The organism is Pseudarthrobacter sp. 10T415 (assembly GCF_056394175.1).
The window spans coordinates 26,017-44,878 of the sequence record NZ_JBFTHJ010000002.1 but is presented as its reverse complement, the minus strand read 5'-3'; the positions used below and the strand labels follow the sequence as shown (position 1 = coordinate 44,878).

At 67.3% G+C, this 18,862-nt stretch carries 14 protein-coding genes and 2 tRNA genes; 13 read left to right on the top strand and 3 right to left on the bottom strand.

The window, feature by feature from the left end:
• The first annotated feature begins 163 nt into the window (after positions 1-163).
• The 5 genes from AC1DBN_RS03035 to AC1DBN_RS03015 all read left to right on the top strand — a co-directional run bounded on the left by AC1DBN_RS03035 (position 164) and on the right by AC1DBN_RS03015 (position 7,697).
• Positions 164-2,959, top strand: a complete 2,796-nt coding sequence (locus AC1DBN_RS03035; RefSeq protein WP_314213506.1) for an FtsX-like permease family protein — start codon at positions 164-166, stop codon at positions 2,957-2,959.
• On the top strand, positions 2,956-3,711 hold the full coding sequence (locus AC1DBN_RS03030) for an ABC transporter ATP-binding protein (protein WP_091721010.1): 756 nt from the start codon (positions 2,956-2,958) through the stop codon (positions 3,709-3,711). The genes AC1DBN_RS03035 and AC1DBN_RS03030 overlap by 4 nt, the downstream gene beginning before the upstream one ends.
• A gap of 34 nt (positions 3,712-3,745) precedes the next feature.
• Entirely contained in the window at positions 3,746-5,305 is a 1,560-nt protein-coding gene (metG, locus tag AC1DBN_RS03025) for a methionine--tRNA ligase (protein ID WP_477722555.1), read from the top strand.
• A 124-nt stretch (positions 5,306-5,429) separates the two neighbouring features.
• On the top strand, positions 5,430-6,482 hold the full coding sequence (locus AC1DBN_RS03020; protein WP_477722554.1) for a 3-isopropylmalate dehydrogenase: 1,053 nt from the start codon (positions 5,430-5,432) through the stop codon (positions 6,480-6,482).
• A 102-nt stretch (positions 6,483-6,584) separates the two neighbouring features.
• The gene (locus AC1DBN_RS03015; RefSeq protein WP_091720991.1) at positions 6,585-7,697 is read left to right on the top strand and encodes a branched-chain amino acid aminotransferase; all 1,113 of its coding nucleotides are present in this window, start codon (positions 6,585-6,587) and stop codon (positions 7,695-7,697) included.
• Positions 7,698-7,891: 194 nt separating this feature from the next.
• On the opposite strand, the gene AC1DBN_RS03010 is transcribed toward AC1DBN_RS03015, so the two are convergent.
• Positions 7,892-8,485: a hypothetical protein gene (locus AC1DBN_RS03010; protein ID WP_477722553.1), complete on the bottom strand. Its 594-nt coding sequence runs from the start codon at positions 8,483-8,485 to the stop codon at positions 7,892-7,894.
• Between the two features lie 133 nt (positions 8,486-8,618).
• Here AC1DBN_RS03010 and AC1DBN_RS03005 point away from each other — a divergent pair, with 133 nt between their 5' ends.
• From AC1DBN_RS03005 to AC1DBN_RS02990, 4 genes are read left to right on the top strand one after another with little or no spacing between them, the layout of a single operon-like run.
• On the top strand, positions 8,619-9,446 hold the full coding sequence (locus tag AC1DBN_RS03005) for an MBL fold metallo-hydrolase (protein WP_477722552.1): 828 nt from the start codon (positions 8,619-8,621) through the stop codon (positions 9,444-9,446).
• Positions 9,447-9,449: 3 nt separating this feature from the next.
• Positions 9,450-10,226, top strand: coding sequence for a fumarylacetoacetate hydrolase family protein (locus tag AC1DBN_RS03000; RefSeq protein WP_091720984.1), 777 nt, complete (start codon positions 9,450-9,452; stop codon positions 10,224-10,226).
• Between the two features lie 50 nt (positions 10,227-10,276).
• Positions 10,277-11,791, top strand: a complete 1,515-nt coding sequence (gene gltX / locus AC1DBN_RS02995; RefSeq protein WP_477722551.1) for a glutamate--tRNA ligase — start codon at positions 10,277-10,279, stop codon at positions 11,789-11,791.
• A complete protein-coding gene (locus AC1DBN_RS02990; RefSeq protein ID WP_314213494.1) occupies positions 11,791-12,537 on the top strand; it encodes an HAD family hydrolase in 747 nt (248 codons plus the stop codon). Before gltX ends, AC1DBN_RS02990 begins: the two co-directional genes overlap by 1 nt.
• Positions 12,538-12,603: 66 nt before the next feature.
• Here AC1DBN_RS02990 and AC1DBN_RS02985 read toward each other — a convergent pair whose 3' ends face one another.
• On the bottom strand, positions 12,604-14,199 hold the full coding sequence (locus tag AC1DBN_RS02985) for a hypothetical protein (protein ID WP_477722550.1): 1,596 nt from the start codon (positions 14,197-14,199) through the stop codon (positions 12,604-12,606).
• Between the two features lie 309 nt (positions 14,200-14,508).
• Between AC1DBN_RS02985 and AC1DBN_RS02980 the strand changes: the two genes are divergently transcribed.
• From AC1DBN_RS02980 to AC1DBN_RS02965, 4 genes are all read left to right on the top strand, one after another.
• Positions 14,509-14,580 (top strand) — tRNA-Gln (locus tag AC1DBN_RS02980).
• A 127-nt stretch (positions 14,581-14,707) separates the two neighbouring features.
• Positions 14,708-14,783, top strand: a tRNA-Glu gene (locus tag AC1DBN_RS02975).
• A gap of 90 nt (positions 14,784-14,873) precedes the next feature.
• Complete coding sequence (locus tag AC1DBN_RS02970; protein ID WP_477722549.1) at positions 14,874-16,649, top strand: dynamin family protein; 1,776 nt, start codon at positions 14,874-14,876, stop codon at positions 16,647-16,649.
• Positions 16,646-18,259 (top strand): GTPase, encoded by a 1,614-nt coding sequence (locus tag AC1DBN_RS02965; RefSeq protein ID WP_091720970.1) that lies wholly within the window; start codon positions 16,646-16,648, stop codon positions 18,257-18,259. The genes AC1DBN_RS02970 and AC1DBN_RS02965 overlap by 4 nt, the downstream gene beginning before the upstream one ends.
• A gap of 9 nt (positions 18,260-18,268) precedes the next feature.
• On the opposite strand, the gene AC1DBN_RS02960 is transcribed toward AC1DBN_RS02965, so the two are convergent.
• On the bottom strand, positions 18,269-18,829 hold the full coding sequence (locus AC1DBN_RS02960; protein WP_091720967.1) for a DUF1697 domain-containing protein: 561 nt from the start codon (positions 18,827-18,829) through the stop codon (positions 18,269-18,271).
• Positions 18,830-18,862: the final 33 nt, after the last annotated feature.

Genomic DNA, 18,862 nt, shown 5'->3' with positions numbered 1-18,862 from the left:
CGTATGATTGGCCGGTCTGCTTAATATGGCCTGGTCCCGTCTCGGGACCGGTCCGGCAGGCCGGCCAATACTTTTTGCACATCCGTCCGTAATCGTCCATGTCCGCTGCCGCCACGTGGTCGACACGGGTGTGCGCTACGCAATCCAGGTTTCAGGGAGTTCAATGAACGCCGTCCAGAGGTTCATCAGGAGCAAAGTGCTGCTGTTGACCGCGGCCATCCTGATCGCAGCCATGTGCTTGTCGGTCCTCGTCCAAAGCCAGTCACAGGCTGCACTCAACAGGACCGTGGATGAAAATTCACGCGGCCTGTACGACGTGCTGGTCCAGGCCAAGGCTCCTGCCGGGGCCTTGCTGCAGCCCGAGATTGCCAACGGCACCGGCGGGATCAGCTTCGAGCAGCTGGACTCGATCCGGAAGCTCTCCGGGACGTCGGTGGCTGCCCCCATCAGCCTCGTGTCCCGCGTGACGCAGAACCTTGAGGCGCCCCGGCTGGACGCCATGGACTACCTTGGCTACAACGCCGGCCTAGCCGGAACGGCAACGGCCGACCAGGCTGCCGGAGCCACGTCCCCGGACAAGTGGCCCGCCGCTGAGTCAGTGCTGGGCGACAAAGCCAAGAAGTACCGCTTGACCGCCAGCGCAGTAAGCTCGGACGGCGTTTCCGAACAGACACTGTTCAAGTCCACCGCCGAGGGAACAGTGGGCAAGGCCAAGCTCGTGGAAGAGAAAGCCGCCGGAGGCAGCAGCATCCGCATCGCTGCGCCCGCCGGCGAAACCGGCATCAAATTCCCGTCCCCGGCCGGCGGTTCCGAGCACAACCTGTTCAACCTGTCCGTCTCCCTGCCGCTCGCTCCCGAGGTGACGGAATCCGTGGTGGCTGTCGACCCCGCATCGGAGCGCGCCCTCCTCGGCACGGCCGGGGACTTCCTGGCGCCGCTCGAGAAAGCGCCGCCGGCCGACGCACGGAACGCCGGCGCCGTCGGCCGGTACCTCGAAGGACTCTTCACCAACGGCATCGGCCTCGACGAACTCAAGGACGGGCCGGACTTCCTGGGCGTAAAGCTCAAATACTGGGCACCGCTGATGACCCAGTACCAGCAGGCCAAACGCAACGGCCAGCTGACGTCCGACTCCCAGGCCATCCCTCTGGTGGTCCGCTCCGGCACCTCCCTTGACCTGAAGTACAACGTCAAGATCGAAGAGATCGACGACTCCGGCAAGGTCATCAACGAGGTGGGCACCGCCACCCGCTCCCTCGACAAGGACTACCTCCCGTTCGTCTCGAAGGACCCCTTCGCGCTGTCCTGGCCCGGCTCGACCGACCACACGTCGCTGCTGGGCGCCAACGGAAACTTCAACCAGGGCCTCTACACGCCCGCAAAATGGAGCACCGACTTCGCGGCGGCTCCCAAGTACACCGACGCCGGCACGGCGGCCAACGGCGCAGTGGACAAGAACGCCGTCCCCGGTGAATGGGTAACCGTCAACCGCCTGCCCGAAAAGAGCGCCAACGGCGCCCCGGTGGACCAGACCCAGCGCGAGCCCGTGGACGAGCGGTCCTACCGGGACAACCTGTCCACCGGACAGAAGCAGGCTTCCCCGCTGGCCATGGTGTACGGCACGTTCGACCCGGCAGCAGTGGCCGAGGCCTCCGGCGACGTCAACAAGCTGCCCCTGGGCGGCTACGACCCCACGCCGTTCACGATGGTCAAGGACGCCGAAGGCAAGGATGTTCCGGCGAAGGAGCTCCAGCCTTCCCTTAGCGCCACCGGACTGGCCAGCCAGTCCGCGGGAGCCATCACGGACTACTACGGCCTGGCCGCAGCCCGCGGCTACACCAACAACGCCAACGTCATCGACGCCATCCGGGTCCGCGCCAAGGCGCCGGGCAGCTGGAAGGAAGCACAGCCCGACGTCGAGAAGCTCGCGGCGGAGATCCGCGACATGGGACTGGAAGCCACCATCGTGGCAGGTTCAGCCCGTGAAGACGCCAGCATCTTCGTCCCCGGCTACTCCAAGGACGACGCCGGCAAGGAATCGCCGCTGGGCACCGTCCAGCAGTCCTGGGTCCGGCAGAACGCCGCCGACGCCGTCACCGGATCGCTGTCCGGAACCAACGTCACCCTGCTGTTCCTGACTCTCTGCGGGGCCGCCCTGCTCACCGGGGCATCAACGGTCAGCTACATCCGCAAACGGCGCAGCGAGGCCGGAACCCTGCGCGCCATGGGTTGGACCCAGCGGAGGATCCGCAGCTGGGTGCTCGAGGAATTCGGCGTCGGCGCGGTTCTGCTGGCCGTGGCGGGCATCGCCCTGAGCCTCATCAGCTGGAGCCTGTCCACCGCACTGGTGTGCACCGCGGTCCTGGTGCTCTACGCCGCCGCAGCACTGTTTGCCGCGCAGCAGCTCAAGCACCGCGACGTCATCGACCAGGAACCGCAGCACGACGAACGGCTGATCCCGGTGGACTCGCCGCTGACCTTCGCCAACCGCCAGCTGGGCACCAACAAGTTCAACACCCTGTCCCTGGCCGTGGCAGTGGGTGTCTTCGGGGCCGCCGTGGGCGGACTGATCGCACTGCTGATCGACATTCCCCGCGCAGCCGGCGCCAGCGCGCTGAGCGGACTTGCCGCAGCCAGCGTGGCGTTGCCCAGCATCCTGCTGGCCATCGCCGGCGTGGCCGTGGGACTCGTCCTCACGCTGGTCACCGGCAGGTTCGAACTGAACGCCAAGCGCCAGTACCTGGGCATCCTTGAAGCCATGGGCTGGAACCCCGACATGCTGCGGCAGGTCCGCCTGTTCGAAAACGCGCTGGTGGGAACCGTCGCCCTGCCCCTGGGCGTGCTGGGCGCCCTCGGCATCGGCCTCTTGCTGGCCCCCTACGCCGCGCTGTGGGCAGGCGTTGCCGGCCTCGTGGCAGTACTTTGCTGGATTCCAATTGCAACGAAAGTGGTCCAATGACAAACCCGACGAACGTCCAGCGGAGCCGCAGGGGCGGCTCCGGCGAGGTTCCCCTGCAGACCCGCGCCAACACCATCGTCAAGGCGGCCGACCACGCCACCCCGCTGGAGCTGAGTGACATCACCATCCGCTACGGCGGCGGCAAGGGCGGGGCCGAAGCTGTCAGCGTCGTGGAGGGCTTCGACCTGACCTTGCACGCAGGCGAGATGCACTGCGTCGCCGGCCGAAGCGGCTCGGGCAAGACCAGCATCCTCACGGTCGGCGCAGGACTGACACTGCCGACGTCGGGACGCGTCTTCTGGGAAGGCGATTCCCTTGAAAGCATGGGTGACGACGAAATCGCCGACCGCCGTCGCGCGCTGATCGGCTACGTGGACCAGGGCGGTGCCCTGATCGACGGCATGAGCGCCCTGGAAAACGTCCTCCTGCCCGCCGTCCCCGACGGCGAGGTGGACCAGCGCCGCGACATGGCCAAGGACCTCCTGGACCTGGTGGGCCTGGGCCGCCGCATGCGGCACCGGCCCGCGCAGCTTTCCGGCGGTGAGCGGCAGCGCGTCGCCATCGCCCGCGCCCTGATCCTTGGCACCCGCGTCCTGGTGGTGGATGAGCCCACCGCCAGCTTGGACCGCGCCTCTGCCAACCGCATCATCAGCATCCTCAAGGACACCACCTCCGACGGCATCGCCGTCCTGGTGGCGTCACACGACCACGAACTGGTCCGGCTGAGCGATAGCCTGACTGAACTGATCTAGCCCGTCCCTCCGCATCGAAGGTAACTGTCCGCACGTGACTGCTTCAGAGAAAACGCCGTTCTACATCACCACGGCCATCACCTACCCCAACGGCGTGCCGCACATCGGCCACGCCTATGAGTACATCGCCACCGACGCCATGGCGCGCTTCAAGCGGCTGGACGGCTACGACGTGATGTTCCTGACGGGCACGGACGAGCACGGGATGAAGATCGCCCAGACGGCCGAAAAGGAAGGCATCACTCCCAAGGAGCTGGTGGACCGGAACGCGGAAGTCTACAAGGCGGCGCACGAAGCCCTCGGCATCACGTACGACCGCTTCATCCGCACCACGGACGAGGACCACTACGCGGCGTCGCAGGCCATCTGGCAGAAGATGGAAGCCAACGGCGACATCTACCTCGACAAGTACGAGGGCTGGTACTCCGTCCGGGACGAGGCCTTCTACGGCGAGGACGAGACCGTGGTGAAGGACGACGGCGTGCGCTACTCGAAAGAGACGGACACCGAGGTGACGTGGACGGCCGAGGAGAGTTACTTCTTCCGGCTGTCCGCCTACCAGGACAAGCTGCTGGCCCTTTACGAAGCGCAGCCTGAGTTCGGTGCCCCGCAGTCCCGCTTCAACGAAGTGATCAGCTTCGTCAAGCGCGGCCTGGACGACCTGTCCATCAGCCGCACCACCTTCGACTGGGGCGTCCCGGTTCCAGGCAACAGCAACCACGTCATGTACGTGTGGGTGGATGCACTGACCAACTACCTCACCGGTGTGGGCTACCCGGACGTGGACTCGGAGAAGTTCCGCCGGTTCTGGCCGGCCGATGTCCACGTGATCGGCAAGGACATCTCCCGGTTCCACGCCATCTACTGGCCCGCCTTCCTCCTGAGCGCCGGCCTGGATCTGCCCAAGCGCGTCATGATCCACGGCTTCCTGCACAACAACGGCGTCAAGATGTCCAAGTCGCTGGGCAACGTGGTGGCGCCGGCCGATTTCGTGGATCAGTACGGTTTGGACCAGGTACGGTTCTTCTTCCTCCGGGAGGTGCCGTTCGGAGCTGACGGCAGCTACAACCACGAGGCCATCGTGGGCCGGATGAACTCGGACCTGGCGAACAACTTCGGCAACCTGGCGCAGCGTTCCCTGTCCATGGTGGCCAAGAACTGCGGGGGAGCGGTTCCCACCCCGGGCGCTTTCACGGACGCGGACACCGCCATCCTGGAACAGGCCGGTGCCCTGCTGGACACCGCGCGGGCTGCCTTCGACAAACAGGAATTCAGCCGCGCCCTCGAGGCCATCTGGGCGGTCCTTGGCGACACCAACGCCTACTTCGCCGACCAGGCGCCCTGGGTGCTGCGGAAGACCGACGTCGAACGCATGAACACCGTCCTTTACGTCACCCTTGAGGTGCTCCGGATCGTGGCCATCCTCGCCCAGCCGGTGATGCCGGGCTCGACGGCGCGGCTGCTGGATGCCCTCGGCCAGCCCGAGGGGGAAGCACGCCAGTTCGCTGCCGTCGCCACGCGCATCGCCGCCGGGACGCCGCTGCCTGCACCGGCGCCCGTGTTCCCCAAGTACGAGGAACCGGCAGAGGCCTAGCCGGTCCGATACACGAGAGGGCAGGAGCCGCGGAATTCCTGCGGGTCCTGCCCTTTACCGGTGGTCTTGTCTGAATAGTGAGACAGGTTGACCAGCATATGGATGTTTTGGCTACCCTGAAAGTATGAGCGCATCCTCCATTAACCTTGCAGTAATTCCCGGCGACGGCATCGGCCCTGAAGTCATTGCCGAGGCAGTCAAAGTGCTGGAAAAGGCTGTGGCCGCGGAGGGAGTGGAGCTCAAGCAGACCCACTACAAGCTTGGTGCCGAGCACTGGCTGGCCACCGGCGAAACCCTGCCGGACGAGGTCCTCGCGGACCTGCGGACCCGCGATGCCATCCTGTTCGGCGCTGTCGGCGCAGCCCCCGGCGACACCCGCATCCCGTCCGGCATCATTGAGCGCGAGATGCTCCTGAAGCTGCGCTTCAGCCTCGACCACTACGTCAACCTGCGCCCGTCAAGGCTGTACGGCACCGTTGGCAGCCCCCTCGCCAACCCTGGCACCATTGATTTCATCGTGGTCCGCGAAGGAACCGAGGGCCCTTACGTGGGCAACGGCGGCACCCTGCGCGCCGGCACCCCGCACGAGGTAGCCACCGAAGTGTCCCTGAACACCGCCCACGGCGTGGAGCGCGTGGTCCGCGATGCCTTCCGCCGCGCCAGCGCCCGCGAACGCAAGCACGTCACCCTGGTCCACAAGCACAACGTCCTGGTCTTCGCCGGGCACCTCTGGAAGCGCACCGTCGAGGCCGTGGCGCAGGAGTTCCCCGAGGTCACCCACGACTACCTGCACGTGGACGCCGCCACCATCTTCATGGTCACCGACCCGTCGCGCTTCGATGTCATCGTCACCGACAACCTTTTCGGTGACATCCTCACGGACCTTGCTGCCGCCATTACCGGCGGCATTGGGCTGGCCGCCAGCGGAAACATCAACATGGACCGCACTGCGCCGTCCATGTTCGAACCCGTCCACGGTTCCGCGCCGGACATCGCCGGCCAGGGCAAGGCAGATCCGACGGCGGCCATCCTCTCCGCCGCGCTCCTGCTGGACCACCTCGGCTATGAAGCAGCGGCACGGAAGATCGAAGCCGCTGTAGTGGCCGACGTCGAAAAGCGCGACGGCACCGCCCGCAGCACCACCGCCGTCGGCGACGCCATCGCCGCCGGACTCTGACCCGCGCCGGAGCCACCGGCATCGGGCGTAAGCTTGTCTCGAATTACCAACTGCCGCCACCTCGTTCAGCGCTGAACCCCGGCGGCCGATCGTGGAGGAACCATGACCCAGACTGCCCATGGCGTCGAATTCAGCCTGCAGCCTTCGGCGAACCCGAAGACCGCAGAACAGCGTGAAGCCATCCTGGCGAACCCGGGATTCGGCAACTACTTCACCGACCACACCGCCGTCGTCGACTACAGCGTGGACGCGGACGGCAACGGCGGCTGGCACGACCCCCGGGTCGAAGCCTACGGACCCATCGTCCTGGATCCTTCTGCAGCCGTCTTCCACTACGGCCAGGAGATCTTCGAAGGGCTGAAGGCCTACCGCCACGCCGACGGTTCCGTCTGGACGTTCCGTCCGGAGGCCAACGCGGCCCGGCTGAACAAGTCCGCACGCCGGCTTGCCCTGCCCGAGCTGCCCGTGGAGTACTTCCTCGGCGCCATCCGCGAGCTTGTGGCCGCGGACAAGGACTGGGTTCCCAACGGCGACGGTGAGGCCCTTTACCTGCGGCCGTTCATGATCGCCACCGAGGCGTTCCTCGGCGTCCGCGCCGCTCGGGAGGTTTCCTTCCGGGTCATCGCTTCGCCTGCCGGCAACTACTTCGGCGGCGAGCTCAAGCCGGTCTCCATCTGGATCTCGCGCGAGTACGCCCGTGCAGGGCGCGGCGGAACGGGCGATGCCAAGTGCGGCGGCAACTACGCCGCGTCCCTGATCGCCCAGCAGGAAGCCGAAGCCAACGGCTGCAAGCAGGTCCTCTTCCTCGACCACTTCAACGACGACGCCGTGGAAGAGCTCGGGGGCATGAACGTCTTCTTCGTCATGAAGGACGGCTCCCTGGTCACGCCCGCCCTTACCGGCACCATCCTCGAAGGCGTCACCCGGATGTCCGTCATGCAGGTGGCCAAGGACATGGGCCGGGAGGTAACCGAGCGCAAGATCACCCTCGATGAATGGCGCGACGGCGTTGCCTCCGGCGAGATCACGGAGGTCTTTGCCTGCGGAACCGCGGCCGTCATCACCCCCATCGGTGTCCTCAAGGACGCCACGGAATTCATCGGCACGGAGGACGCCAAGGCCGGTGAAACTACCATGGCCATCCGCGAGCAGCTGCTGGGCATCCAGACCGGCACCGTTCCGGACACCCACGGCTGGCTGACCCGCCTCGCCTGAGCGGGCTGACGGTTTAGAAGCGCACGACGGCGCCTGCCGGACTTCGGTCCATGCAGGCGCCGTTTGCGTCTAAGCCCTTCGCCTGCCGGTCCGGGCCTTGTTCGCGGATCACAACCGTCGAGGCCGGGTTTCGCGAAGAAGCTTCGGAGCTTTGGAGCGGTGTGCGCGGGTCGGCATAATGCCTACGACGGCGGTCAGCGCCGGGCTGCCTTGCGGGCGGCGTTCTTCTGGGCTTTGCGGGAGACCGGCTTCAGGGCCTTCCGGGCCGCCTCTTCGGCCAGCGCGTGCTGGCGCCGGGCATCGATGATGTCGTTAAACAGGGAGGAGGCAAACACGCCGCCGTCCTGCGCGTAAACCTCGTAGGGATAGCCCTCGAAGGCCGCGGGGGTGGCTCCGGCGGTGAACGGTTCCCTGCCCGTGGCCTTGGCGGCCGCGTCACCCAGCGCCCAGGTGCGGGTCAGGTGGCCGGTGAGGTTTTCACTGGCGAAAGCTGCGGCGTCACCCGACACAGCGGCACGCGTCAGCAGGTCCTCCAGTTCGCCGGCCAGGATACCGGCCGCCTGCGCGTCTGCTGCCTCCGACTCGGCGAGGTCCGCCCCGGCGGCGTCCACTGCTTCGCTCCAGTCGGCCGTCCCGCGGAACGTCTTCCAGGTGGGAAACCAGACCACGGTTCCTGCCGCATGGTTGTGGATGTGCAGGAGCCCGGTGCTCTTCTCCGTGGAGGAGTGGTCGTGGCCGTCCGCTTCTGCGTTGGCGATGAGTTCTGCAAGGCTGGGTGCGCTGGTCATGAATGTATCCGGCTTCCTGATGGTGGATGGGGCGTCATTTGTGGTCAACCCGCCCGGGTGTTCGATCTATTCCGGCCAGTGATCCGGCGCCGGTGATCGGGCAGCGCCGGTCCATCGGTGCAAGGATGGGGCAGTGACTCCAGATCCCGCCGCCAGCCTGCAGCGCAGTTCAGACCTGACCCGGTTCATCCTGGCGCCCAATCCCGGGCCCATGAGCCTGGACGGGACCAACTCCTACGTCCTTGCCGCTCCCGCTAGCCCCACCGCGGTGGTGGTGGATCCCGGACCGGACGACGAAGCCCACCTGCGGGCGCTGGCGCGCGCGGCCGCCGTCGAACTCGTCCTCATCACCCACCGGCACGCCGACCACACGGCGGGTTCGGCACGATTGCACGAGCTGACCGGCGCCCCTGTCCGCGCCGCGGATCCCGCCCACTGCCACGGCGGGGGAGCGCCGCTGCAGGACGGCGAGGTGGTCCGCGCCGCCGGGCTCCAGCTGACCGTCCTGGCCACTCCGGGGCACACCTCCGACTCGGTCTGCTTCCACCTGCCCGGCGACGGGCCGGACGGGTCCGTCCTGACCGGGGACACCATCCTGGGCAGGGGAACCACCATGCTGGACTATCCGGACGGGACGCTGGGGGACTATCTGGCCACCCTGGACCGGCTTGAGGACATGGGGGCGGCCACCGTCCTGCCGGCCCACGGACCAGTCCTCCCCTCCCTGGCGGAGGTTGTCCGCGGCTACCGGACGCACCGCCACGAACGCCTGGCGCAGATCCGCGCAACCCTGGACCGGCTGGGCCGGGACGCGTCCGTCGGCGACGTGGCGGACGCCGTCTATTCCGACGTCGGACCTTCCGTCAGGCGCGCCGCCGAGATGTCAGTGGCCGCGCAGCTGCACTACCTGCGGGAGGGGCCCGGCAATGCGGGGGCCCACCCGGGAAACGGTAGGGTATGAACCATGCGTATTGCGAGGTTTGTCGTCGATTCCGATCCCCTGTACGGCGTTGTTGAAGGTGACGCCGGCAGCGAGGAAATTACTGTCATCCAGGGTGACCCGTTCTTCAATGGCGTGGAGCGCACGTCGGTCCGCCACAAGCTGGAGGACGTCCGGCTGCTGGCGCCGATTATCCCGCGCAGCAAGGTGATCGGCGTCGGCCGGAACTTCGTGGAGCACGCCCACGAGCTCGGCAACGACGTGCCCGCCCAGCCGCTGCTGTTCCTGAAGCCGAACACGGCCGTCGTCGGCCCGAACGATCCGGTCGTGCTGCCGGAGTTCTCCGAGGAGATCTCCTTTGAGGCAGAGCTGTGCGTCGTAATCGGCCGGATCTGCAAGGACGTCCCGGAGGACCGCGTCGACGACGTCATCTTCGGTTACACCTGCGGCAACGACCTCACGGCCCGCGACGTCCAGAAGACCGACCTGCAGTGGACCCGCGCCAAGGGGTTCGATACGTCCGCGCCGCTTGGCCCGTGGATCGAAACGGAGCTGGACACCGAGGACCTGCAGATCCAGGGCAGGCTCAACGGCGAAATGCGCCAGGACGGCAACACCAACCAGATGATCCGCGGCGTCCGGGAACTGGTCTCGATCGTCTCCCAGGCGTTCACCCTGCTGCCCGGTGACGTGATCATGACCGGCACTCCCGCCGGCGTCGGTCTGGTCACCGCCGGTGACCGGTATGAAGTGGAAATCGAAGGGATCGGCCGGCTGTCCAACCCGATCGTCCGCCGCTAACGGACAAGCCGCGGTGGCGGCAGGCGCCAGACGGTAAAGTTGAAGCCACTATGACTATCGCTTCTTCGTCGCCTGCCGCCTCCATCCCGTCTGTTACCCCGGAAACACCCGTACGGGTCCGTTTCTGCCCCTCTCCCACCGGCACCCCGCACGTGGGCCTGATCCGTACCGCCCTGTTCAACTGGGCCTACGCACGGCACACCAAAGGCACCCTGGTGTTCCGCATCGAGGACACGGACGCGGCGCGGGACAGCGAGGAGAGCTACCACCAGCTGCTGGACGCGCTGAAGTGGCTCGGCATCGACTGGGACGAGGGCGTCGAGGTGGGCGGCCCGCACGAACCCTACCGGCAGTCCCAGCGCAGCGATATCTACCAGGACATCATCAAGCGGCTGCATGAGGGCGGATTCATCTACGAGTCGTACTCCACGCCGGACGAGATTGAGGCCCGTCACCGCGCCGCCGGCCGTGACCCCAAGCTCGGCTACGACGGGTACGACCGGCACCTGACGGACGAGCAGCTGGCGCAGTACCGGGCCGAGGGCCGCCAGGCCGTCCTCCGCCTCCGGATGCCCGACGAGGACCTCACCTTTACCGACCTGGTCCGCGGCGAGATTACCTTCCGTGCCGGTTCGGTTCCCGACTTCGCAGTGGTGCGGGCCAACGGCCACCCGCTGTACACCCTGGTCAACCCGGTGGACGACGCGCTGATGGGCATCACCCACGTGCTCCGCGGCGAAGACCTGCTCAGCTCAACCCCGCGTCAGATTGCCCTCTACCGGGCGCTCCACGCAGTGGGTGTTGCTGAGTACATGCCCGAATTCGGCCACCTGCCCTACGTCATGGGCCAGGGGAACAAGAAGCTTTCCAAGCGCGATCCCGAGTCCAGTCTCTTCCTGCACCGCGAGCGGGGCTTCATCCCGGAGGGCCTGTTGAACTACCTGTCCCTGCTGGGCTGGTCACTCAGCGCCGACGAGGACATCTTCACCGTGGAGCAGTTGGTGGAGAACTTCGACATCCACGACGTCCTGGCCAACCCCGCGCGCTTCGACCTGAAGAAGGCCGAAGCCATCAACGGCACGCATGTGCGGATGCTCGCCCCGGAGGATTTCCGGAACCGGGTGGCGCACTACCTGCGGGAAGCCGGACTGGTGGGGGAGATCCTGACCGACCGCGAAGAAGAGATCGTCACCGAAGCCGCACCCCTGATCCAGGAGCGCATCACCCTGCTGGGCGAGGCACCGGAAATGATCGCCTTCCTGTTCAAGGCCGATGACGCCATTGACGTTGCCGACGACGCGCGCAAGGGCCTGCCGGAAAACCTGGCCGAAGTCCTGGACGCAGCGATCGGTGCCCTTGAGCCCATCGAGGAATGGAATCCGGAGACCATCCAGGCTGCCCTCAAGCAGGCCCTCGTCGAGGACCTTGGACTGAAGCCGCGACTGGCCTTCGGACCGGTCCGCACCGCCGTGTCCGGCCGCCGCATCTCGCCGCCGCTGTTCGAGTCGATGGTGATCCTGGGCAAGGATGCCTCACTCCGCAGGCTTCAGGCTTTCCGCGGCTGATGGTTGTGGCCAGTTCCGCTGCCGGCGGCCTCCTGGAGGCCCAAGTGGGTACCGTCCGGGGTGTCCTGTTCGATATCGACGACACCCTCGTGGATCTCGAATACTCCATGACCACCGCCTTGCGGGAGGTCAGCGAGCATCTCCTGCCCGGCCTCGACCAGTCCGGGTGGGAGCGGTTCGGCCGCATCTTCACCCATGAGACCACGCACTATTACGACCAGTACCTTGCGGGCGAGCTGACGTTCAATGAGCAGCGCCTCCTGCGGGGCCGGGCTGCGCTGGGACACTTCGGCATCGAACTGGCCGACGGCGAGGAATCGCACCAGTGGCTGACCGCCTACATCCAGAAGCAGCCGTCCTACGTGAAGCCGTTCCCGGACGTCCTGCCGCTGCTCGATGTCCTGGACCGGGCAGGGATCCCGTACGGGGCCGTCAGCAACAACGTCCACGACTACCAACGGGCGAAACTGGATGGCGCCGGCCTGGAGCGGGTGGCGCACCTCGTGGGCACCGACACGTTGGGGGTGGCCAAGCCCAACCCGGCGATCTACCTCGAAGGTGTCCGGCTCCTGGGCACTGCACCCTCCGAAACCCTCTACGTGGGCGACAACAGGTTGCTCGATGCGGAGGGCTCGACGGCGGCCGGGCTGCAGGGCGTTTGGCTGAACCGGAACGCGGAAACCGCAGCGCATTTTTCAGGTGCCGCGGTTTCCACGCTGGCGGAATTGCTCCCGCTCTTTCACTAGGGGAGTGCCGGGTCAGTGCAGCCGGGCCGCCGTCGCCCAGTCCGCCACCGCTCAGTCCCTCACCGCTCAGTCCGCTCCCGTACGGGCAGCGCGGCGGCGCAGGACGAGGAAGGCGGCGACGCCGGCGGCCAGCAGCAGCCCGACGAGCAGAAGCGCCGTTGCAGGGCCGTTCAGCCACGACGACGGCGATACTGCCGTCACCTTCGCGTGCAGCTCTTCCGTGCCCGCGGCCAGCTGTGAGTTCCCGTTGGCCAGGGTGCCCGCGCCCTCCGCCAGCTTGCCCGAACCGTTGTCCAGCTTGCCGTTGCCCTCGGCGAGCTTTCCCGTGCCCTCAGCCAGTTGGCTGCTGCCAGCCTGGAGCTTGCCCGCCCCGGCGCTCAGCTGGACGGTGCCGTCGGAGAGGGCCTGCGCCCCTGCGAGGAGGCCGGGGTTCGACGGGTCGGCGTCGCCGTTAATCCCTGTCATGAGCTTGGCGGTGCCGTCATTGAGGGTGTTTGCGGCGTAAATCAGTCCCGGCCTCTCCGGGTCCCCGGGCACGCCGTCCATGCCGGTGCGGATCTTTGCCGTGCCGTCTGCCAGCAGGGATGTGCCCAAAACCACTCCCGGGTTGTGCGGGTCCGTCGAGTTGAGCCGCTGCGCCAGCGTGGCAAAGCCTGCCGTGAGCCTGCCCGCACCGGAATTCAGCTCGTCCGCTCCCGCAGCGAGGGTGCTGGTTCCGGCCTTGAGCCTGCCTGCGCCGTCGCTGAGGGCAAACGCCCCGGAGTCGAGCGTTCCAGCACCCGCATTGAGCTGGGCTGCCCCCGAGTAGGCCCTGCGGCCGCCCTCGGCAGGTTTGGCAATCTTGTCCTTGAGCAGGCCGATCGGCACCAGGCCCTGGGGGCCGTTCGCCGCAGACTCGAGCTGGTCAAGGCCCTGGCTGAGCGCAGCCAGCCCGTCTCCCTTGGCGGGGTCGTTGCCCGCGCCCGGGTAGCCCTCAAGCCGATCTGTTCCTGCCTTGAGCTTGGCTGTGCCGTTACGCAGCGCCGCCGCACCGGCGTTGAGGGTGCCCGCACCGGTGTCCAACTGTCCTGCGCCCGCAGCGAGGCGGCCGGTTCCTGCCGCCAATTGCCCGGCGCCGTCGGCAAGGTTGTTCGGGGCGTTCCCGGCCGGCGAGGGGGTCAAAGCAGTGGAAAGCTCGATGGCACCTGCCTGAAGCTTCCTGGCGCCGTCATCGACCTGGTAGACACCCGGAACGAGCCTGTTGACCACGTCGTTCTGGAGCTTGGTGGTGCCTGAATGCAGTTTGTCCGCTCCGGGCGCGAGTTTGTCCCGGACTCCGGAGTAGATCCCGCCCGCCCCGGACTGGAGGGCCACGGCGCCGGTGTTCAGTGCCTTTGTCCCGTCCTCGACTTTTGCTGAGCCGTCCCTGACCTGCACGGCGCCCGAGTTGGCCGCCCCGGCCCCGGTGGCGAGCTGGCCGGAGCCGTCCCTGAGTTGGGCCGCACCGGCCGCTGCCTTGGCGGCGCCATCACTGAGCCGGGCGGCGCCACCGGAAATCTGGCCGGTCAGGTAGGTGTAGAAAGCAAGAAGTAGAACAAGCAACAGGGATAAAGCGAAGATTGCTGTGGATTGGGACCAGCTCTTGCGGCCGTCTGCCGCAATGGCTGCTGTACGGGTTGTCAACGCTGACTTCCTAACCCGCCACCGGACGACGCTGCCCGGCGGCGAAGACCATGGTGGTTGGAACGGTTCCAGTTCTGTGGAGGTGCCCGCTTGGCAGGGCATGCATCTAGTTACCGATGAGTAACTTACTCGACAGTAACTTTAAATTTAGCCCGTGGGCAAGGGGTCAATTCCGGGGCGGTGCCGGGCGCGGTGAAAGGTCCCGTCGTCTCGATTTGTGCGAGTCGAAAGTCTCGGGTAGAGTATTTTCTCGTGCTGAGGCGCACGGAGCAGGGCGAAGGCCCTGAAGACCGGGCCCGAAAGTTCCATTGGGATATGGTGTAATTGGCAACACTACGGTTTCTGGTACCGTCATTCTAGGTTCGAGTCCTGGTATCCCAGCTCTGGTTTGAATATGGTTTACATCTTCACATCAGGCAGTTTCAGCCGGTTCGCCGATTTGAAACTAAAGCGAAGTGTATGAAACAATCACTGAGCTTGAACGGCGGAAACGCCAAAAAAGTTACTTGGCCCCATCGTATAGCGGCCTAGTACGCTGCCCTCTCACGGCGGTAACGCGGGTTCGAATCCCGCTGGGGTCACCACCAAATGGTCCCGGGCAATAAGCCCGGGGCCATTTTGTATTTCCGGCCATAATCAATTCCTCCGCCGGTCTCAGCTGGCATGATGTTGCTGTGAGCTCACCGAATGAGAACCGCCACGCGGACCGGCAGGAGCAGCGGAACACGGCAGCCGTGTCCCTGCTTGAACAGGTCCGCGGCACCCTGGCGGAGGTGGCCTTGCCCCTGGCCCTGCCGGGGGCGGAGCAGGGGCGGCGTGACGCCGCGGCCGGCGTGGCCCAGCTCGACGACTACATCCTTCCCCGCTACCGCAGCCTCGATGCCCCGCTGCTTGCCGTCGTCGGCGGGTCAACCGGCGCCGGAAAGTCAACCCTGGTGAATGCGCTGGCCGGCCATCCCGTCACCCGCTCCGGTGCCATCCGCCCCACCACCCGCCAGCCGATCCTCCTGCACCATCCTGCCGAAGCCGCCTGGTTCGAGGGCAGCAGGGTCCTGCCGGGCCTGGGCCGGATCCGTGGTGCCCTGTCCGCCGGACCTGTCCCTGCAGCCCAGACGGTGACGGGACCGGACGCTGCTGCCGTCTCCTCGCTGGTCCTGCTCGCCGATGACGCCGTTCCGGCGGGCATTGCGCTCCTCGACGCCCCCGACGTCGATTCCATCTCCGATGACAACCGGAAGCTCGCCGGACAGCTGCTCGCAGCCGCGGACCTTTGGATCTTCGTCACCACCGCCAACAGGTACGCCGACGCCGTCCCCTGGCGGCTGCTCCTGGATGCGGCCGCGAGGGACATCATGGTGGCGGTGGTCCTGGACAGGGTCCCGCCGGGCGCGGAAGAAGAAGTCAGTGAGGACCTGCGGCGCCTCCTCGACGGCGAGGGCCTGGCCGGTGCCCAGCTCTTTGTCATCCCCGAGTCCACGCTGGATCCGCTGGGCATGCTGCCCGCCGGCGCTGTCCTCCCGCTGCGGAACTGGCTCACCGGCCTGGCCGCCGACGCCTCCGGCCGGGCCGACGTCGCCCGCCGCACCCTCAACGGTGCGGTCCGGGCACTGGCCGGCCGTGTTGCAGCGATCTCCGCATCCGCCGCAGAGCAGCAGCGCGCGGCCGCTGCGCTGGAGGCCGGCGTCGGTGCCGCGTACCGGGGCGCGGGCAGCAGGATCCTCGACGCCACGCGCGACGGCGCACTTCTCCGCGGGGAAGTGCTGGCCCGCTGGCAGGACTTTGTGGGCACCGGTGAGTTTTTCCGGACCCTCGAGCAGAACGTGGGCCGCTTCCGCGACCGGTTGGGTGCCTTCTTCCGGGGTGAACCGCCGCCCGCCATCAAGGTCGAAGCAGCCATCGAAACGGGCCTGCAGGCCGTCATTGTCGATGAGGCAGCAAACGCCGCCGAGGAAACCGACCACCGCTGGCGGTCCGACCCGGCCGGCCGGCAACTGCTGGGCACAGACGACCTTTCGGGGACCGGTCCCGGTTTCGCGGACCGGGCAGCACAGGAGATCCGCGCCTGGCAGGAGGCGCTGATGGAACTTATCCGCACGGAGGGCCAGGGAAAACGGACCCAGGCCAGGTGGCTCTCCTTCGGCATCAACGGGCTGGGTGCCGCACTGATGATCGTCGTCTTCTCGATGACAGCAGGCCTGACAGGGCTGGAGGTCGGCGTGGCAGGGGGAACCGCCGTCGTAGGCCAGCGCCTGCTCGAGGCCGTGTTCGGTGAAGACGCTGTGCGCCGGATGGCCGAAAAGGCGCGCACGGACCTGGCTGCCCGCTGCCAGCGGCTGCTCGAGGAGGAACAGCAAAGGTTCCTGGTTCGGCTCCCGGCCGCAGACACGATGGCGGCCGGCGTACTCGACAGCCAGGCCGACGCTCTGGCCCGCCTGGCGGGCACCGCGTGAGCCGGCACAGCGGCGCCCGGGACTCATCGCGGCTGGACCGGCGCCTGGAAGCACTGAACGATGCACGGCAGCTGGCCGGTGGTGTCCTTCCGGACGCGCAGCTCGAGGAGGTCTTCCAGATCCTGGAGCGCGCCGGATCGCGCCGCTCCCTGTCAGCGGAACACACCGTGGTGGGGTTCTTCGGTGCCACCGGCAGCGGAAAGTCCTCGCTGTTCAATGCCGTGAGCGGCGGTGACATCGCGACGACGGCGGCGCGCCGCCCCACAACATCGGAGCCGCTGGCGGGGGTCTGGGGAGTGGACGGCAGTGAACCGCTCCTGGACTGGCTCGATGTCCGCAACCGGCACTACGCAGCTCCCGTGGAAGGCTTTGCCGGCGAGGACACCGGCCTGATCCTGCTGGACCTGCCGGATTTCGATTCCACCCGCGCGGCCAACCGTGAAGTGGTGCAGCGCATGGTGGGACTGGTGGATGTCCTCGTCTGGGTGCTCGACCCGCAGAAGTACGCGGACGCGGCGGTCCACCAGGATTTCCTCGCCCCGCTGGCCTCGCACGGCGCCGTCACGCTGGTGGTCCTCAACCAGGTGGACAGGCTCCCCGCCCATGACGTGCCACCGGTGCTGGAATCCCTCCGCGGGATCCTTGCCGCTGAGGGCCTCGGGAAAGTAAAGGTCCTCGCCGCTTCCGCGCTGACAGGCCAGGGCGTGGACGGCGTGCGTGCTGCGATCAGGAACGTGGTGGTGCAGCGCAAGGCCCGCTCGCAGCGGCTGGAGGCGGACGTCGCGAAGGCTTCCAGGGAACTGCGGAACGCGTCAGGGGACGGTGAAGCCGCCGGCGTCCGGAACCAGGCGACGGCCAGGCTGGGTACGGAGCTGGCGGCGGCAGCCAACGTGCCGGTGGTTGTCAGTGCCGTGGCCCGTTCCTACCGCCTCGAATCCGTCCGGCGGACGGGCTGGCCCGCCACCCGATGGCTCTCGAGGTTCCGGCCCGACCCCTTGCGCAGGCTCAACCTCCGCAGGGACGCTCCGGCTGAACTCAACCGCACGTCGCTTCCGCCGGCCAGTGCCCCCGAGCGGGCCCGCACCGACTCCGCCGTGAGGGAGTTTGCCGACGCCGCCAGCGCCGGCGCGCCGGGCCCCTGGCGTGCCGCCATCCGCAGCGCGGCCCGGGAGGGCCGGGAGCGGCTTCCGGATGCCCTGGACCAGGCCATCGCCGGGACCGACCTCGGGGCCAACCGGAAATCCTGGTGGTGGGGCGTCTTCAACGTGGTCCAGTGGCTGGCGCTGCTTACCGTCCTGGGTGGCCTCGGCTGGCTGGGCGGCCTTGCGGTACTTCAGTACTTCCAGATGCCGGCGCCCGAGCCGCCACGGGTGGAAGGGTGGCCGGTGCCCACCCTGATGGCCGCCTTCGGAGTGGTGCTGGGGATTGTCCTGGCACTGGCCGGCCGCTTTATCGCCGCAGGAGCCGCCGCGGCACGGGCATCGAGGGCACGGAAACGGCTGGAAGCGGCCGTGTCCGGGGTTGCCCGGGATCTTGTGGTGGAGCCGGTTGAGGTTGAGGTCAGCAGGCTTGCGGCGTTTAACGCTGCACTGAAGGTGGCGGCGGGCTAGGGGAGGGGCTCATCCCTTGGTGCCGGCGGCTTCCAGGCCGGCAGCAGCGTCCCGCACCTTGATCATGGTGCGCAGGTTCCGGGTAGTGGTGGCCGCCTTGAACTTGGCCTTCGACGAAACCTTGCTGAACGGGCTGTCCAGGGTACCGCCGGCCGGTGCGAGCCAGGCGAGGGCTTCCGGGCCAAGCCGGTGCTGCTTGTGTACGTCCCCGAGGGCCTGGCCCGCAGCGTCCAGTTCGTCCAGGACTGCGTGGTCGGAGGACAGCGTGATGTACGAATGCGTGGACTTGTCGTCCTCCGGATACGGGCATGCTTCCACCAGTTCAGCCACCCTGCCGGCCGGCAGGACCACCACCCAGGCCTCGTAGCCGAAAGCGGCGCGAAGGGCCTTCTCGCACTCCCGCTTCACGCCGGCGGCGTCCAGTCCGCTGGCAAGGACCACGTTGCCACTGGCCAGCAGTGTCTTGGCGTCCGCGAAGCCGCTGCTGTTCAGCGCGTCCCGAAGGTCCGCCATTTTGATGTTGATGCCGCCCACGTTGATGCCGCGGAGAAATACTGCGTAGCTGCCCATGGGCCACAGCCTAACCGGCGGAGGGCGGGTTGG

Bases quoted from the DNA above. Each gene is read 5' to 3' on its own strand.
- AC1DBN_RS03035 (WP_314213506.1), top strand. From the start codon at position 164: ATGAACGCCGTCCAGAGGTTCATCAGGAGCAAAGTGCTGCTGTTGACC.
- AC1DBN_RS03030 (WP_091721010.1), top strand. From the start codon at position 2,956: ATGACAAACCCGACGAACGTCCAGCGGAGCCGCAGGGGCGGCTCCGGC.
- AC1DBN_RS03020 (WP_477722554.1), top strand. From the start codon at position 5,430: ATGAGCGCATCCTCCATTAACCTTGCAGTAATTCCCGGCGACGGCATC.
- AC1DBN_RS03015 (WP_091720991.1), top strand. From the start codon at position 6,585: ATGACCCAGACTGCCCATGGCGTCGAATTCAGCCTGCAGCCTTCGGCG.
- AC1DBN_RS03010 (WP_477722553.1), bottom strand. From the start codon at position 8,485: ATGACCAGCGCACCCAGCCTTGCAGAACTCATCGCCAACGCAGAAGCG.
- AC1DBN_RS03000 (WP_091720984.1), top strand. From the start codon at position 9,450: ATGCGTATTGCGAGGTTTGTCGTCGATTCCGATCCCCTGTACGGCGTT.
- gltX (WP_477722551.1), top strand. From the start codon at position 10,277: ATGACTATCGCTTCTTCGTCGCCTGCCGCCTCCATCCCGTCTGTTACC.
- AC1DBN_RS02990 (WP_314213494.1), top strand. From the start codon at position 11,791: ATGGTTGTGGCCAGTTCCGCTGCCGGCGGCCTCCTGGAGGCCCAAGTG.
- AC1DBN_RS02960 (WP_091720967.1), bottom strand. From the start codon at position 18,829: ATGGGCAGCTACGCAGTATTTCTCCGCGGCATCAACGTGGGCGGCATC.